Raw genomic sequence first — 15,678 nt, 5'->3', positions numbered from 1 at the left:
CCACCGGCGCGGCGCGAGCTGAAAGGTCCCCTCGTCACCGCACCGCCGGATCCTCGTGCCCTCGTCGAGTCCGCGAGCGGCGGCCCGGCCGACGCCGCTCCGGCTCTTCACATCCCGCTCGGTAGGCTCGATGCATGCTCAATATGGCCGAGGGCGTGCAGCGCCTGGGCGCGCTCGCCGAGTCGCCCGTCGTCGCGACGCTCGGCCGGGCCTTCGCCGACGCGGGCCGTGAGCTCGCGATCGTCGGCGGTCCCGTGCGCGACGCGCTGCTCGGCCGCCGCACGAACGACCTCGACTTCACGACGGACGCCCTGCCCGACGAAATCCTGAAGATCGTGACGCCGATCAGCTCGGCGCAGTGGGATGTCGGCCGCGAGTTCGGCACGATCGGCGCCCGCATCGCGGGCGAGCAGGTCGAGGTCACGACGTATCGCGCCGACAGCTATGACGGCGTCACGCGCAAGCCGACCGTCGAGTTCGGCGACACGCTCGAGGGCGACCTCGTGCGCCGCGACTTCACCGTCAACGCGATGGCGCTCCGCCTCCCGGGGCGCACGCTCGTCGACCCGACGGGAGGAGTCGAAGACCTCCTCGCGCAGCGCCTGCGCACGCCGATCGACCCGCGCGTGAGCTTCGGCGACGATCCGCTGCGCATGCTGCGCGCGGCTCGCTTCTCATCGCAGCTGGAGTTCGACGTCGATCCCGGCACCGCGGCCGCGATCGGAGAGCTTCGCGAGACGCTGTCGATCGTGAGCCCCGAGCGCATCCAGGGCGAGCTGACACGGCTCCTGCAGGCCGACGACCCCGTGAGCGGCATCCGTCTGCTCGTGGACACCGGGATCGTCGACGTCTTCCTCCCCGAGATCTCGGCTCTGCGCCTCGAGGTCGACGAGCACCACCACCACAAGGACGTCTACGAGCACTCGCTCACGGTGCTGCGTCAGGCGATCGCGCTCGAGCAGGCGCGGAATCCGGATGCCCTTCCCGACGTCCCGCTGCGCCTCGCCGCGCTGTTGCACGACATCGGCAAGCCGTCCACGCGAAAGCTCGAGCCCGGCGGCGGCGTGACCTTCCACCACCACGACATCCGCGGCGCGCGAATGGCGAAGAAGCGCCTGCAGGCGCTGCGCTTCGACTCCGACACGATCGGCGTCGTCTCGCGGCTCATCGAGCTGCACCTGCGGTTCTTCGGCTACGCCGAGGGCGCGTGGACCGATTCCGCCGTGCGCCGCTATGTGCGGGATGCCGGAGCAGAGCTCGACCGCCTGCACATCCTGACGCGCGCCGACGTGACGACGCGCAACAAGCGCAAGGCGACGCGGCTCGCGGGGGCGTACGACGACATCGAGCGGCGCATCGCCGAGCTGGCGGAGCAGGAGCAGCTCGACGCGATGCGGCCCGAGCTCGACGGCAACCGCATCCAGGGGCTGCTGGGCATCGGCCCGGGGCGCGAGGTCGGCGAGGCGTACCGCTTCCTGCTCGACCTGCGCCTCGACGAAGGGCTCGTCGGCGAGGCCGAGGCGGAGCGCCGCCTCACCGAGTGGTGGGCCGCCCGGGCTTGAGTCGGCGCCGGGCCCGTGCGAAACGCCCGAGCCCGGCGCACACGAGGTGTCAGGCCACGCGGCCGCGCAGCGCGGCGATCTCCTGGCCGTAGGCCGTCGCGGCGGTCTCGGCCTTCTCCTTGAGCGCGGCCGCGGTGTCGGCGAAGGCGTCGAGCGCGGGGTTGACGCCCACGAGCGTGAACGGACGCTCGACGACTCGCAGGTCGAGCCCCCAGACATCCTCGAGCACGCGCCGCAGCCACGCGGTCGAGTGGTCCCAGCCCTCCTTGGGGGTGCCGGGCGCGTAGTTGCCGCCGAGCACCGTCACGAGGGTCGCGGGCTTGCCGCGCAGCGCCGTGCCCTGCGTGTCGATGCGGGGGTCGGTGTAGGCGAGGTCGAACCACGTCTTGAAGTGCTGCGAGACGCCGTAGTTGTAGAGCGGCACGGCGAACAGGAGCGCCTCGGCGCCGATGAGCTCGTCCGCGAACGACGTTGCGAGGGCGCGCGCCTCGAGCTGACGCTCGGTGCGCTGCTCGGCGTCGACGAAGCCCGACGTCACGGCATCGGCCCAGGCGGTCGCCGGGACGGGGTCGGCCGCGAGATCGCGGCGCACGACGGTCGAATCGGGGTGGGCGGCGACCCACTCGGCCTCGACGAGGTCGGCGAGCGAGCGGCTGGCGGACGAGGACGGAAGGATGCTGGCGTCCAGGCGGAAGAGCGACATGAGAACTCCGATCAGCGAATGAGAGCGACTAAGAAAAACATAGCGGCTATCGAGACTGTAGCACGGGTAGCATGAGGGTATGGCCGAGAGCGACATGGATCACAGCGCCTGCGACGCCGCAGTGACGCTCGCGTTCTCCGTGCTCGGCAAGCGGTGGAACGGGATGATCGTCTCGTCGCTCGGGGCGGGTGCGACGAGCTTCGTCGGCCTCCGCCGCGCCGTCACGGGCATCAGCGACGCGGTGCTGTCCGACCGCCTCGCCGAGCTCTCAGAGACAGGACTCGTCGTGCGCGAGGTCGATCCGGGGCCGCCCGTCGCCGTGGGGTACTCGCTGACCGACAGCGGTCGACGGCTGCTCCCGATCCTCGACGATCTCGGTCGCTGGGCCTCCGGCAACCTCGCGGCGCCCGCGCGCTGAGCGAGCGGGCGCGACGGTCAGGGCCGCTCCCGATCGCTCACGGCGTCGGCGCGGGCGTCTCGGCCAGGTCGGTCGACATGGGCGACGGCTCGGGCTGGGTCGCGGCATCCGTCGACTCGTCATCGGTCCCGGCGACGGCCGGCACCTGCACGAACGGATGCTGCGGAACGAGGGCATCGGCCGGGTCGAGGTCGCCGTCGACGCCGACGCTCGCCTCGCTCAGCGGGAACACGTTCCACAGTGGCGCGCGGCCCGTCTCGGTGTACGGCACGGGCACGGGACCGCTGCCGTAGCCGGCGTAGAAGTAGTAGTCCCACTGCCAGTCCTCGTACTGCGCCTGGTCGCCGACCGTCGTGAGGGGGCGGCCGTCCTGATCGAAGAGCTGCACCGCCTCGATCGGCCGGCCGTCCTGGTCGTACGCGAAGATGTTGCGCACGCGCTCGCCGTCGACCGTGAGGCCCGGCTGGCTCGAGTCCACGTACTCGACCATGTTCTGCGACTGGGTCACCGCCTGGGAGAACGCCACGAGCGCGATCGGCAGGGTGATGGCGGCGACGACGCCCGCGATCGTCCGGACGATGCGCAGCCACGGGAGCGGCATCCACCGGTCGCGTCCCCACTGGATGCTCAGGAGCACGCTGCCCAGCAGCAGCGCCCAGTGCAGGATCGTCGGCGGCATCGGGCCGGAGCCGACCCAGAATGTCAGGAGGAAGTAGATCGCCCAGCCACGCGCGATCCACCACACGGGCCGCAGGACCAGGGCGAGGTCGAGCAGCCAGGCCCCCAGCGGGTGGGTGCGCAGGGAACGGGATGCCGCTGCCCGACGCGCCGCGAACCGCGCGCTCATCGGCACCCGCCTGGTCGAGGTCGCGCGCTCGGGGAACCCCGCGGCGGCGCGCAGCTCGTCGGCGTAGGCCGGGGCATCCGGGATCTCGAAGTCCTCGCCGCTCTCGGCCGCCTGCTCGGCCAGGTCGGCCTCGAGCCCCTCGACGAGGTCGTCGACGTCCTCGGCCGGCAGGTCGTCGAGGTGGGAGCGGACAGAGGCCGCGAACGCCGTGATGCGCTCGTCGATCGTCGCGAGGGTCATCGGTTCTCTCCGATCGTGCGAAGGGTCTTGGTCTGCGACGGCTCGGCGAGCAGTCCCGTCATCGCGGTCGCGAACGACGTCCAGTCGGTGCGCTGCGCCGCGAGCATCTCGCGCCCTTGCGCGTTGATCGCGTAGTACTTGCGGTGCGGCCCGCCGTCCGACGGGACGACGTAGCTCGAGAGCACTCCGGCGCTGTACAGCCGGCGGAGCGTCCCGTAGACGGACGCGTCGCCGACATCGCCGAGCCCCGCGTCGCGCAGGCGCCGCACGATGTCATAGCCGTAGCCGTCGTCGTGCTGGACGACGGCGAGCACGGCGGCATCCAGCACCCCCTTCAGCAGCTGGGTCGTATCCATGCGGGCTCCTCGTCGGACTGTTGTGAGTGGCACGGTACCACGGACTGCGTACTAGTGCGCACGACACACTGCCGCGATCTGCCAGGGGATGCGGCATCGCGGCAGGAGACCCGCACGCACCGCCCGCCTACACTGGACGCACGCTCCCCGACGGCGATCGGAGCCCGCGATGAGTTCACCGTGGTCTACGAGGCGCGAGGCTTCCCCCGAGAACTCGCGACTCCTCATCGAGCGCGCCCACGAAGAGCTCGTGTCGGGCAATGCGGGCGACCTTCGGCTCGACGACGTGCGGCCCCTCGTGCGGGACTCGTGGCGGAGGTCGGTCGCGGGACTCGTCGGCGCCGAGGACCTCCCGCCTCTCGATCTGCCCGCGCCGCAGCTCGAGGAGTACCGCCGCGCACATCCGCTCGCCGGAGTGATCGACATGATCCGCGGACTGCTCGTGCCGGGCGACGTCGACGACGCGGGGGTTGTCGTCGCGGTCGGCGATGCCGCGGGACGCCTCCTGTGGGTCGAGGGTGACCGCAGCATCCGCGCTCTGACGGGTGACATGGGCTTCATGCCGGGTGCGAACTGGTCGGAGCGCGCCGTCGGCACCTCGGCACCGGGCACGGCGATCGCGCTCGACCGCTCCGTGCAGATCCGCGGCGCCGAGCATTTCAACCGCCTCGTCCAGCCGTGGTCGTGCACCGCGGCGCCCGTGCACGATCCCGAGACCCGCCGCATCCTCGGAGTCATCGACGTGACGGGCGGCGATCAGGTCGTGACGCCCCAGGCCCAGCTGCTCGTGGATGCCACGGCCCGCGCCGTCGAGGGGGAGCTGCTCCTCGCCCGGCTGCGGGCGCGCGAACGCACGCCGTCCCGCCGTCCCGCGCGCCGCGCCGAGACGGCCCGCGCGACGCTGCGGGTGCTCGGCCGCGACCGTGCGCTGCTCGAGGTCGCGGGAGACGGCATCGAGACGGTCTCCGAGCTCGGCGCGCGGCACGCCGAGCTGCTGCTCATGCTCGCGACCCACCGGCAGGGTGTCTCGGGCGAGCGGCTCGGCGAGCTCGTCTACGGCGACCCCGATGCGAGCGTCACGCTCCGCGCCGAGATGGTGCGCCTGCGCAAGGCGCTCGAGAAGTCGGCGCCGCACGTCACGATCGACTCGCGCCCCTACCGACTGGGTGCGACCGTCGAGACCGACGCGCACCAGGTGCTCTCGCTCCTCGACCGCGGCGCGCACCGCGTCGCGCTCGCCGCCTATCGCGGCGAGGTGCTCCCCGACTCGAACGCACCGGGGGTCGAGGAGTTCCGTGCGAGCGTCCGCACGGCCCTGCGCGAAGCGCTCATGGCCGAGGCCTCCGTCGACGTCCTCCTCGCGTTCGCCGACACTGCCGCGGGCGCGGACGACGAAGACGTGCTGCGGCTCTGCCTCTCGATGCTGCCGGCGCGCTCGCCGAAGCGCGCGGGCCTCGTGGCGCGCATCGAGCGGCTCCAGGCCGAGTAGCCGCGGTCTCCGGTCTCCCGCGGCTGGGGTGCGGCATCCCGTGCAACGTCATGCAACGTGCCCCGGCCTACCGTCGACGCAACGCGGCGCCGAAGCCGCGGATGAGCGTCGAAGGAGACACACATGACCATCGTGGAAGAGGGCGTCTCGAGCGTCTATACCGCCCCGGGGCAGCGCGGCTCGGTCGCCGACTACCGCCCGCGCTACGGCCACTACATCGGCGGCGAATTCGTCGAGCCGATCAAGGGCCAGTACTTCGAGAACATCTCGCCGGTCAACGGCAAGCCCTTCACCGAGGTCGGACGCGGCACCGTCGAAGACATCGACCGCGCGGTGGATGTCGCGTGGCAGGCATTCGAGTCCTGGAAGCGCACGACACCGGCCGAGCGCGCGAACATCCTCAACAAGATCGCCGACCGCATCGAGCAGAACCTCGAGACCATCGCCGTCGCCGAGACCTGGGACAACGGCAAGCCCGTGCGCGAGACGCTCGCCGCCGACATCCCCCTCGTCGTCGACCACTTCCGCTACTTCGCCGGGGTGCTCCGCGCGCAGGAGGGGTCGCTCAGCCAGATCGACGAAGACACCGTCGCGTACCACTTCCACGAGCCGCTCGGAGTCGTCGGCCAGATCATCCCGTGGAACTTCCCGATCCTCATGGCGACGTGGAAGCTCGCGCCGGCGCTCGCGGCAGGCAACTGCGTCGTGCTGAAGCCCGCCGAGCAGACGCCCGCCAGCATCCTGTTCCTCTTCGAGATCATCGGCGACCTGCTGCCCGCGGGCGTCGTCAACATCGTCAACGGCTTCGGCATCGAGGCGGGCGCTCCGCTCGCGCAGCACAAGCGCATCCGCAAGGTCGCGTTCACGGGCGAGACGACGACCGGCCGCCTCATCATGCAGTACGCGTCGCAGAACCTCATTCCCGTCACGCTCGAGCTCGGCGGCAAGAGCGCGAACATCTTCTTCGAGGACGTCGCGCGCTCGCAGGACGACTACTACGACAAGGCGCTCGAGGGCTTCACGTTCTTCGCCCTCAACGGCGGCGAGGTCTGCACCTGCCCGTCGCGCGCGCTCATACAGCGGTCGATCTACGACCGGTTCCTCGGCGACGGCCTCGAGCGCGTCGGCAGGATCATCCAGGGCAACCCGCTCGACCCGGCGACGATGATCGGCGCACAGGCGTCGAACGACCAGCTCGAGAAGATCCTGAGCTACATCGACATCGGCAGGAAGGAGGGGGCGAAGGTGCTGACGGGCGGCGAGCGCGTCGACCTGGGCGGCGACCTGAGCGAGGGCTTCTACGTGCAGCCGACGGTGTTCGAGGGCCAGAACAGCATGCGCATCTTCCAGGAGGAGATCTTCGGACCCGTCGTCTCGGTGACGTCGTTCGACGACTTCAACGACGCGATCCACATCGCCAACGACACGCTCTACGGCCTCGGCGCGGGTGTCTGGAGCCGCTCGGGCGACACGGCCTATCGCGCCGGCCGCTCGATCGAGGCGGGCCGCGTCTGGACGAACACCTACCACCAGTACCCCGCGCACGCCGCGTTCGGCGGGTACAAGCAGTCCGGCATCGGGCGCGAGAACCACCTCAAGATGCTCGACCACTACCAGCAGACGAAGAACCTCCTCGTGTCATATGCCGAAGGAGCCATGGGCTTCTTCTGAGCCCCGACCTCGCCGCCCTCACCCGACGACCGGGTCCCCTTGACGGTCGTCGGGCGGGGCGCGAGCGACAGAAGGAACGACGATGACAGAGACGACGACGCACTCCAGAGTCGCGGTGACGGATGCCGCGGCCGCGCTGCTGTGCGAGCTCACGACGCAGCACGGGCCGCTCATGTTCCACCAGTCCGGTGGATGCTGCGACGGCAGCGCCCCCATGTGCTACCCCGTCGGCATGTTCCTCACGGGCCCGAGCGACGTGCATCTCGGCGCGCTCGACGTCGGCCTGGGCGCGGTCATCGACGTCTTCATCTCGGAGTCGCAGTTCGAGTACTGGAAGTACACGCACCTCACGATCGACGTCGTCCCGGGCCGCGGCGCGGGCTTCAGCGTCGAGGGTCCGACGGGCCGGCGCTTCATCATCCGCAGCCGCATGCTCACGCCGCCCGAGCTCGAGCACTTCGGGCTGGGACCCGCCGACTGACCGGCCCAAGGCACGCGGTAGCCGCGGCCTCCCTCCCCCTGCAAGGATCGTGGTGACGGGGGGTCCCGATGACCGCGAACGACGACAGTCCCACGCCGACGCTCACAGCGCTCGCAGACGCACACGGCATCGCGACCGAGTATTGGTCGTTCTTCGGCGACCGGGTGCATGTGCCCGCGACGACGCTGCGCTTGATCCTGCATGCCATGGGGATCGATGCCGAGGACGAGCCCTCGGCCGCGGCGGCGCTCGCCGCGGCCGACGAGGCGCCCTGGCGCAGCCTCCTGCCGCCGTCCGCCGTCGTGCGGCGCGGTGCGGGCGAGGTGCTCGTGCACGTCGCCGACGGCTGCGACGTCGAGATCGCCGTGACCCTCGAGGATGGTTCGCGGCGCAGCATCCCGATCCCTGATCAAGAACCGGAGTCCCGCACGATCGACGGCCGCCGGGTGTGGCGCGTGCGGGTGCCGCTCCCTCCGGATCTGCCGCTCGGCTGGCACCTGCTGCGCGCGGGCGAGCATCGGCACGGCGTGCCTTCGCGCGCGGGGCAGGCGACGCTCGTCGTCACGCCCGACCGCATCTCTCCGCCGCCGACCCGCCGGGGCGCGGGCGACCGCGCGTGGGGGCTCATGGCTCAGCTCTACTCCGTGCGCTCGCGGGAATCGTGGGGCATCGGCGACTTCGCCGACCTCGGCGACCTCGCGACCGTCGCGGCGGAACACGGCGCGGACTTCCTGCTCGTCAACCCCATCCACGCCGCCGAGGTCACGACGCCCATCGAGCCGTCGCCGTACCTTCCCGCGACGCGGCGGTTCATCGCTCCTCTCTATGTGCGCCCCGAAGACATCCGCGAGGCGTCGTACCTGAGCGCCGCCGACCGCGCGCTCCTCGCCGCCGCGAAGGCGCCCGCCGCTGCGACCGACACCGATGCCGAGCGCGTCGACCGCGACCTCGCGTGGACCGCGAAGCTCGCGGCCCTCGAGATCGTCCACGCCGCGCCGCGCACGGCGGCACGCCAGCACGCGCTCGACGCCTTCACCGCGGCGGGCGGCACGGCGCTCGAGGACTTCGCCCTGTGGTGCGCGCTCGAGGAGCACTACGCGGGACTGCCCGCGGGCACGACGCGGCCCGACGAGGCGCGCGACATCCGCTCTCCGCTCGTCGCGCAGCTGCGCGCACAGCTCGCCGACCGCATCGCGTTCCACACGTGGCTGCAGTGGGTCGCCGACGAGCAGGCGCAGGCGGCGCACCGCGCGGCGCGCGAGGCGGGCATGAGCATCGGCGTCATGCACGATCTCGCCGTCGGCGTCGATCCGAAGGGATCGGATGCCTGGTCCCTGCGCGATCTCTACGCGCCGGGAATCCGCGTCGGGGCCCCGCCCGACATGTACAACCAGCAGGGCCAGGACTGGAGCCAGCCGCCATGGCTTCCGCCGGCGCTCGCGGCGACCGGGTATGCGGCGCTGCGCGACATGATCCGCAACCTCCTGCGGCACGCGGGAGCGTTGCGCATCGACCACGTCATCGGCCTGTTCCGGCTGTGGTGGATCCCCGCCGGTCAGGGGCCTACGACAGGCACCTACGTCCGCTACGACCACGAGGCGATGATCGGCGTGCTCGCGCTCGAGGCCGAGCGGGCCGGCGCGGTCGTCATCGGCGAGGACCTCGGCAACGTCGAGCCCTGGGTGCGCGACTACCTCTCGTCGCGGGGCGTGCTGGGCACGTCGGTGCTGTGGTTCGAGTACGAGGGAGAGTCGTTCCGCCCGCCCGAGCACTACCGCGAGGCGGTGCTCGCGACCGTCAACACGCACGACCTGCCGCCGACGGCGGGCTACCTCGCGCTCGAGCACGTCGATCTGCGCGCGCGCCTCGGTCTGCTCACGCAGCCTCTCGAAGAAGTCCGCGCCGAGGCGATCGCCGAGCGCGACCGGATGCTGCAGGTCCTGCGCGAGCGTGGACTCATCGGAGCGGATGCCACGGAACAGGAGGTCGTCGAGGCCCTCCACGTGCTGCTGACGGCGTCGCCCTCGCTCCTGCTCGGCGTCGGGCTCGTCGACGCCGTCGGCGAGCGGCGTGTGCAGAACCAGCCCGGGACGCACCGGGAGTACCCGAACTGGCAGGTGCCGCTCGCGGGCCCGGACGGCGCGTGCATCCTCATCGAGGACCTCGCCGCCAACGAGCGGTTCGTCTCGCTCACGGCGGCCGTGAGCCGCGCACTGCGCAATCCGCTGGGCTGATCGACGTCCGCGCCGAGCATGTCGCACGGCGGATGCGGCATCCCGTGCCACTTTCGCTGGATTGCAGTCTCGTTACGAATCGTTCACTCGATTGCCCTTTGCCTGGTGCGGGGTGAGGATATCCCGAGGACCGCGCCACCTGGGTGCGGTCGACCCCTTTCACAGCAGAGGTAGCACTATGTCACTGCACCACAGCGGGCGCGGCCGTCTCGGTCTCGCCATCGGGGCCCTCGGGGCCTCGGCACTCCTCCTCGCCGGATGCGCCGGCGGCGGGGGAGACACCACCGACGACGGCGGCGACGCATCGGGCGAGCCGCTCATCGTCGGCACGACGGAGACCATCACGTCCATCGACCCCGCGGGTTCGTACGACAACGGCTCGTTCGCGGTCATGAACCAGATCTACCCGTTCCTCCTCAACAGCGTCTACGGGACCGCTGAGGTCACCCCCGACATCGCCGAGTCGGCTGAGTTCACCTCGCCGACGGAGTACACGGTGAAGCTCAAGGAGGGTCTGAAGTTCGCGAACGGCAACGACCTGACCGCGTCGGACGTCAAGTTCAGCTTCGATCGTCAGACCGCCATCGCGGACGAGAACGGTCCCTCGTCGCTGCTCGGCAACCTCGAGAGCACCGAGGCCGTGGATGACACGACAGTCGTCTTCACGCTCAAGAGCGGCAACGACCAGACGTGGGAGCAGATCCTCTCGAGCCCCGCCGCCCCGATCGTCGACGAGGACGTCTTCTCGGCCGACAGCGTCACGGCCGACGCCGACATCGTCGCGGGCAAGCCCTTCGCGGGCCAGTACGTCATCGACTCGTACAAGGTCAACGAGCTCATCTCGTACTCGCCGTACGCCGACTACCAGGGCAACCTCGGTGCGGCGGAGAACGCCGGCGTCACGGTCAAGTACTACACCGACGCCTCCAACATGAAGCTCGATGTCGAGGGCGGTGACATCGACGTGGCATTCCGCAGCTTCTCGGCGACCGACATCGACGACCTGTCCACGAACGACGCCGTCAAGATCGTCGACGGGCCCGGTGGAGAGATCCGCTACATCGTCTTCAACTTCGACACGATGCCGTTCGGCGCGACGACCCCCGAGGCCGACGCCGCCAAGTCGCTCGCCGTCCGCCAGGCGGCGGCCGACCTGATCGACCGCGAGGCGATCTCGAAGGACGTCTTCAAGGGCACCTACACGCCGCTCTACTCCTACGTCCCGCAGGGGCTCACGGGCGCGAACGAGGCCCTCAAGGGCCTCTACGGCGACGGCAACGGCGGCCCCGACGCCGACAAGGCTGCGGCACGCCTCGAGGAGGCGGGAGTCGCGACGCCCGTGACCCTCAACCTCCAGTACGCGGGCGACCGTTATGGCCCCTCGTCGGGTGACGAGTACGCCGCGATCAAGTCGCAGCTCGAGGAGACCGGCCTGTTCACGGTGAACCTCGCGCAGACCGAGTGGGGGCAGTACTCGAAGGACCGCGTCGCCGACGCGTACCCCGAGTACCAGCTGGGCTGGTTCCCGGACTACTCGGATGCCGACAACTACCTGCGTCCGTTCTTCGCCGCGGACAACTTCCTCGCGAACCACTACGAGAACACCGAGGTGCAGGACCTCATCTCGACGCAGCTGACGGAGACCGACGCCGCAACCCGCGAGGAGGACCTCGGCCAGATCCAGGATCTCGTCGCGGCCGACCTCTCGACGCTGCCGATGCTCCAGGGTGCGCAGATCGCCGTCGTGGGCGCGGCTGTCGAGGGAACGACCCTCGACGGGTCGTTCAAGTTCCGCTACGCGCCGATCCACAAGTAGCAGTCAGTGCGTGCCGGGGTCCGGCCGACGGGTTCGTCCCGCCGACCGGACCCCGGTTCGTGCCCTAAGCCCGAAGGTTCTCCATGGTCACAGTGACCGATGCAGGAGTCGCCTCATCCCCGCTCGTCTCTCCCAAGAGCGGCGGGATGTGGCGCTACATCCTGGTGAGGTTCTTCCTCATCATCCCGACCGTGATCATCGTCGTCACGGTGGTCTTCTTCCTCACCCGCTTCACGGGTGACCCCATCACTTTCGCGCTCGGCGGGCGTCTCCCGCCCGATCAGCTGGCGGAGCGCATCGCGGCAGCCGGCTACGACCGGCCCGTGATCATCCAGTACTTCGAGTACCTCGCGGGGGTCTTCCGCGGTGACTTCGGCACGACCATCACCGACAACCGTCCCGTCGGCGTGATCCTCCTGACATACGGCTCGGCGACGCTCGAACTCGCCTTCTACGCACTCGTCGTGGCGTTCGCGGTCGGCATCCCACTGGGGATCCTCGCTGCGGCGAAGCGCGACCGAGTGCCGGACGCCCTGCTCCGGTTCGGCGCGATCCTCTTCTACGCGACGCCGATCTTCTTCGTCGCGATCGTCTTGAAGCTCGTCTTCTCGGTGTGGCTCGGCTGGCTTCCCGTCGCGGGCCGCGCGTCGACGCGCACGGAGCTTCGCCTGCAGGGCCTCGAGAGTCCCACCGGCATCTACCTCATCGACGCGATCCGGCTCGGCAGCCCCGCCGCCGTCACCGATGTCCTGTGGCATGCGGTGCTCCCGGGTCTCGCGCTCGGACTGCTCACCGCCGGGATCTTCCTGCGCCTCGTGCGCACGAACGTCATCGGCACCCTCGGTTCGCAGTACGTCACATCGGCCCGCTCGCGCGGCGTCAACGAATACCGGCTCCTCACGAAGCACGCGTACCGACCGGCGCTCATACCGATCGTCACCGTCATGGGACTGCAGATCGCCCTGCTCCTCTCGGGTGCGGTCCTCACCGAGAAATCGTTCGAGTGGAGGGGCATCGGCTTCATGCTCTCGGAGTACATCAAGGCCCGCGACTTCGTCGCCGTGCAGGGCATCATCATCATGATCGCGATCATCGTCGCCTTCACGAACTTCCTCGTCGACATCATCGCCGCCGTCATCGACCCGCGCGTGAGGTACTGATGTCCGCAGACAACTCACCTTCGCAGGCGACGGATGCCGCTCCGCAGGCGGTCTCACCCCGCAAGGTGCCGCTCCTCGACCGCATTCCGGTCATCTCCCATCTGCGCCAGAGTGTGGGCCTCCAGCGCGGAATGCTCCTGTTCGGAATCGTCCTCTCGGTCGTCTTCGTCGTGGTCGCCGCGTTCGCACAATGGATCGCACCGTTCGGCTGGGCGCAGCGCGGCGTGGACGGTGTGTCGTTCGGAACGCAGATGCCGCCGAACCCCGTCAACATCTGGGGCACGACCGTGGGCGGCTTCGACGTCTACTCACGCGTGATCTGGGGTGCGCAGACCGCCCTGTTCGTCATCCTGTTCGCCGTTCTTTTCTCGATCTTCCTCGGGATCTTCCTCGGTCTCGTGAGCGGCTACTTCGGAGGGTGGCTCGATCGCGTCCTCGTCGTCATCGCGGACGCCATCTACGCCCTTCCCTCACTGCTCCTCGCGATCGTGCTCGCGATCGCCATCTCGCGCGGACAGTCGACACTGTGGGGCGGGATCATCTCGACGGCGCTCGCCATCACGGTAGTCTTCGTGCCGCAGTACTTCCGCGTCATCCGCGCCGAGGTCGTGCGCATCAAGGCCGAGCCGTTCGTCGAGTCGGCGCGGGTCATCGGCGTTCCGACCTACCGCATCCTGACGCGCCACGTGCTGCGCAACTCGACCCGCTCCATCCCGGTCATCGTGACGCTCAACGCGTCCGAGGCGCTCCTGACTCTCGCAGGTCTCGGCTTCCTCGGGTTCGGCATCGAGGCGACCGCCGCGGCCGAGTGGGGCTACGACCTCGGGCGCTCCGTCGCGGATGTCTCGAGCGGCATCTGGTGGACGGCCATCCCGCCAGGCATAGCGATCGTGGTCGTCGTGCTCGGCATCACTCTCGTCGGCGAGAGCATCAACGATCTGAGCGATCCGCGGCTGCGCCGCCGTCGCCGTGCAGGAGGTGCAGTATGACCACCGTCGATGACACCGCCGTCGCGAGCGTCCGCGATCTGCGGGTCACGTTCGCGACCGACGGCGACCCCGTTCGGGCCGTCACGGGCATCAGCCTCGAGGCGCACTCGGGGGAAGTGCTCGCGATCGTCGGCGAGTCCGGCTCGGGCAAGACCGTCACGGCGAACACGCTTCTGGGGCTCCTGCCCGAGACGGCGACGCTCTCCGGCGCCGTCGTCATCCGGGGACGCGACGGCGGCGAGACCGACGTCGTGCACGCGTCGCACGCGCAGCTGCAGGAGATGCGCGGACGGGATGCCGCGATGGTGTTCCAGGAGCCCTCGACCGCGCTCAACCCCGTCTTCACGGTCGGGTTCCAGATCGCCGAGGGTCTGCAGGCCCACGAGCGGCTGTCGAAGGCTGAGGCGAAGGCCAGGGCCGTCGACATCCTCCGGAAGGTCGGCATCCCGGATCCCGAGAAGCGCGTCGACGACTACCCGCACCAGTTCTCAGGCGGCCAGAAGCAGCGCGTCGTCATCGCGATGGCGCTCGTGCTCGACGCGAAGCTCATCATCGCCGACGAGCCCACGACCGCCCTCGACGTCACGGTGCAGGCCGAGATCCTCGAGCTGCTGCGCGCGTGCCGCGACGACTTCGGCGCGACGATCGTGCTCATCACGCACAACATGGGAGTCGTCGCCGACCTCGCCGACCGCGTCATCGTGATGTACCGCGGGGACATCGTCGAGCAGGCGCCCGTCCACGAACTCTTCGCGAACCCGCAGCAGGAGTACACGAAGCAGCTGCTCGCGGCCGTCCCGCACGTCGGACGAGGAAAGAGCTCGACCCAGAATCCCGCGACCCCTGCCCCGACCGAGCCGCCCGCGGGATCGCTCGTCGTGGCGCAGAAGGTGCAGATCGGCTACCCGGGACGCTTCGGCGCTGCGGGCGTCATCGCGGTCAAGGGCGTCGACTTCTGGATCGGGCCCGGCGAAGTGCTGGGCCTCGTCGGCGAGTCCGGCTCGGGCAAGACGACGATCGGCCGCGCCATGGTGGGCCTGACCGAAGTTCTCGGAGGATCGCTCGAAGTGCTCGGCCTCGAGATGAAGGGCGTCAAGCCGCGGCAGCTCGCGAGGATCCGTCCCGACGTCGGCTTCGTCTTCCAGGACCCCGCGACGAGCTTCAACCCGCTCCTCACGATCGCGGAGTGCATCGCCGAGCCGCTCGTCGTGCATCGGCGGGGTCTGTCGGCGCAGGCGGCCCGCAAGCGCGTCGATGAGCTGTTGGATGCCGTGCACCTGCCGACCTCGTACGGCGACCGCTATCCGCACGAGCTGTCGGGCGGCCAGCGGCAGCGCGCCTCGCTTGCGCGCGCCCTGGCCCTGAACCCGAAGCTGCTCATCGCGGACGAGCCGACGAGCGCGCTCGACGTGTCGGTCCAGGCGCGCGTGCTCGAGCTGTTCGCCGAGCTGCAGCGCGAGTTCGGCTTCGCGTCGCTGTTCATCAGCCACGACCTCGCGGTCGTCGACGAGGTCGCCGACCGTGTGATCGTGCTGCGTCAGGGCGAGATCCGCGAGCAGGGGACGACGGTGCAGGTGCTGACGACACCGAAGGACGACTACACGAAGCGCCTGCTGGCGTCGCTGCCCGTGCCCGACCCCGTCGAGCAGGCCGCGCGCCGCGCCGTATGGCAGGCGACGCGCCCGGTCTGACGATCCGCGCAGAGAAGGAGC

At 70.0% G+C, this 15,678-nt stretch carries 13 protein-coding genes; 10 read left to right on the top strand and 3 right to left on the bottom strand.

Annotated features, from left to right (window positions below; genetic code table 11):
* The first annotated feature begins 134 nt into the window (after positions 1-134).
* Positions 135-1,562, top strand: a complete 1,428-nt coding sequence (locus tag MJ607_RS12505) for a CCA tRNA nucleotidyltransferase (RefSeq protein WP_243075926.1) — start codon at positions 135-137, stop codon at positions 1,560-1,562.
* Between the two features lie 49 nt (positions 1,563-1,611).
* Here MJ607_RS12505 and MJ607_RS12500 read toward each other — a convergent pair whose 3' ends face one another.
* On the bottom strand, positions 1,612-2,265 hold the full coding sequence (locus MJ607_RS12500; RefSeq protein ID WP_243075925.1) for an FMN-dependent NADH-azoreductase: 654 nt from the start codon (positions 2,263-2,265) through the stop codon (positions 1,612-1,614).
* A gap of 79 nt (positions 2,266-2,344) precedes the next feature.
* Between MJ607_RS12500 and MJ607_RS12495 the strand changes: the two genes are divergently transcribed.
* Positions 2,345-2,683 carry a helix-turn-helix domain-containing protein gene (locus MJ607_RS12495; protein WP_243075924.1) on the top strand — a complete coding sequence of 113 codons (339 nt, stop codon included), beginning with the start codon at positions 2,345-2,347 and terminating at the stop codon, positions 2,681-2,683.
* Positions 2,684-2,720: 37 nt separating this feature from the next.
* Here the strand turns inward: MJ607_RS12495 and MJ607_RS12490 are convergent, their stop codons facing one another.
* Both MJ607_RS12490 and MJ607_RS12485 read right to left on the bottom strand, forming a co-directional pair.
* Positions 2,721-3,770 (bottom strand): hypothetical protein, encoded by a 1,050-nt coding sequence (locus MJ607_RS12490; protein WP_243075923.1) that lies wholly within the window; start codon positions 3,768-3,770, stop codon positions 2,721-2,723.
* A complete protein-coding gene (locus MJ607_RS12485; RefSeq protein ID WP_243075922.1) occupies positions 3,767-4,126 on the bottom strand; it encodes a PadR family transcriptional regulator in 360 nt (119 codons plus the stop codon). Before MJ607_RS12485 ends, MJ607_RS12490 begins: the two co-directional genes overlap by 4 nt.
* Positions 4,127-4,295: 169 nt before the next feature.
* Between MJ607_RS12485 and MJ607_RS12480 the strand changes: the two genes are divergently transcribed.
* From MJ607_RS12480 to MJ607_RS12445, 8 genes are all read left to right on the top strand, one after another.
* Positions 4,296-5,615 carry a GAF domain-containing protein gene (locus MJ607_RS12480; RefSeq protein WP_243075921.1) on the top strand — a complete coding sequence of 440 codons (1,320 nt, stop codon included), beginning with the start codon at positions 4,296-4,298 and terminating at the stop codon, positions 5,613-5,615.
* 123 nt (positions 5,616-5,738) lie between these two features.
* Positions 5,739-7,286 carry an aldehyde dehydrogenase family protein gene (locus MJ607_RS12475; protein ID WP_243075920.1) on the top strand — a complete coding sequence of 516 codons (1,548 nt, stop codon included), beginning with the start codon at positions 5,739-5,741 and terminating at the stop codon, positions 7,284-7,286.
* Between the two features lie 82 nt (positions 7,287-7,368).
* Complete coding sequence (locus MJ607_RS12470) at positions 7,369-7,767, top strand: DUF779 domain-containing protein (protein WP_243075919.1); 399 nt, start codon at positions 7,369-7,371, stop codon at positions 7,765-7,767.
* A gap of 68 nt (positions 7,768-7,835) precedes the next feature.
* Positions 7,836-10,001, top strand: coding sequence for a 4-alpha-glucanotransferase (malQ, locus tag MJ607_RS12465; RefSeq protein WP_243075918.1), 2,166 nt, complete (start codon positions 7,836-7,838; stop codon positions 9,999-10,001).
* Positions 10,002-10,179: 178 nt separating this feature from the next.
* Positions 10,180-11,817, top strand: coding sequence for an ABC transporter substrate-binding protein (locus tag MJ607_RS12460; RefSeq protein WP_243075917.1), 1,638 nt, complete (start codon positions 10,180-10,182; stop codon positions 11,815-11,817).
* Between the two features lie 83 nt (positions 11,818-11,900).
* A complete protein-coding gene (locus MJ607_RS12455) occupies positions 11,901-12,977 on the top strand; it encodes an ABC transporter permease (RefSeq protein WP_243075916.1) in 1,077 nt (358 codons plus the stop codon).
* Positions 12,977-13,966, top strand: coding sequence for an ABC transporter permease (locus tag MJ607_RS12450; RefSeq protein WP_243075915.1), 990 nt, complete (start codon positions 12,977-12,979; stop codon positions 13,964-13,966). The genes MJ607_RS12455 and MJ607_RS12450 overlap by 1 nt, the downstream gene beginning before the upstream one ends.
* On the top strand, positions 13,963-15,657 hold the full coding sequence (locus MJ607_RS12445) for an ABC transporter ATP-binding protein (RefSeq protein ID WP_243075914.1): 1,695 nt from the start codon (positions 13,963-13,965) through the stop codon (positions 15,655-15,657). Before MJ607_RS12450 ends, MJ607_RS12445 begins: the two co-directional genes overlap by 4 nt.
* Positions 15,658-15,678 lie beyond the last annotated feature (21 nt).

Origin of the sequence: Microbacterium sp. SS28 (assembly GCF_022761035.1) — a bacterium.
Lineage (GTDB): Bacteria > Actinomycetota > Actinomycetes > Actinomycetales > Microbacteriaceae > Microbacterium.
This window is presented reverse-complemented; position numbering and strand designations above follow the sequence as displayed.

Coding starts and splice junctions, on each gene's coding strand:
- MJ607_RS12505 (WP_243075926.1), top strand. CDS start 135: ATGCTCAATATGGCCGAGGGCGTGCAGCGCCTGGGCGCGCTCGCCGAG.
- MJ607_RS12475 (WP_243075920.1), top strand. CDS start 5,739: ATGACCATCGTGGAAGAGGGCGTCTCGAGCGTCTATACCGCCCCGGGG.
- MJ607_RS12500 (WP_243075925.1), bottom strand. CDS start 2,265: ATGTCGCTCTTCCGCCTGGACGCCAGCATCCTTCCGTCCTCGTCCGCC.
- MJ607_RS12460 (WP_243075917.1), top strand. CDS start 10,180: ATGTCACTGCACCACAGCGGGCGCGGCCGTCTCGGTCTCGCCATCGGG.
- MJ607_RS12485 (WP_243075922.1), bottom strand. CDS start 4,126: ATGGATACGACCCAGCTGCTGAAGGGGGTGCTGGATGCCGCCGTGCTC.
- MJ607_RS12470 (WP_243075919.1), top strand. CDS start 7,369: ATGACAGAGACGACGACGCACTCCAGAGTCGCGGTGACGGATGCCGCG.
- MJ607_RS12445 (WP_243075914.1), top strand. CDS start 13,963: ATGACCACCGTCGATGACACCGCCGTCGCGAGCGTCCGCGATCTGCGG.
- MJ607_RS12490 (WP_243075923.1), bottom strand. CDS start 3,770: ATGACCCTCGCGACGATCGACGAGCGCATCACGGCGTTCGCGGCCTCT.
- MJ607_RS12480 (WP_243075921.1), top strand. CDS start 4,296: ATGAGTTCACCGTGGTCTACGAGGCGCGAGGCTTCCCCCGAGAACTCG.
- MJ607_RS12495 (WP_243075924.1), top strand. CDS start 2,345: ATGGCCGAGAGCGACATGGATCACAGCGCCTGCGACGCCGCAGTGACG.
- malQ (WP_243075918.1), top strand. CDS start 7,836: ATGACCGCGAACGACGACAGTCCCACGCCGACGCTCACAGCGCTCGCA.
- MJ607_RS12455 (WP_243075916.1), top strand. CDS start 11,901: ATGGTCACAGTGACCGATGCAGGAGTCGCCTCATCCCCGCTCGTCTCT.
- MJ607_RS12450 (WP_243075915.1), top strand. CDS start 12,977: ATGTCCGCAGACAACTCACCTTCGCAGGCGACGGATGCCGCTCCGCAG.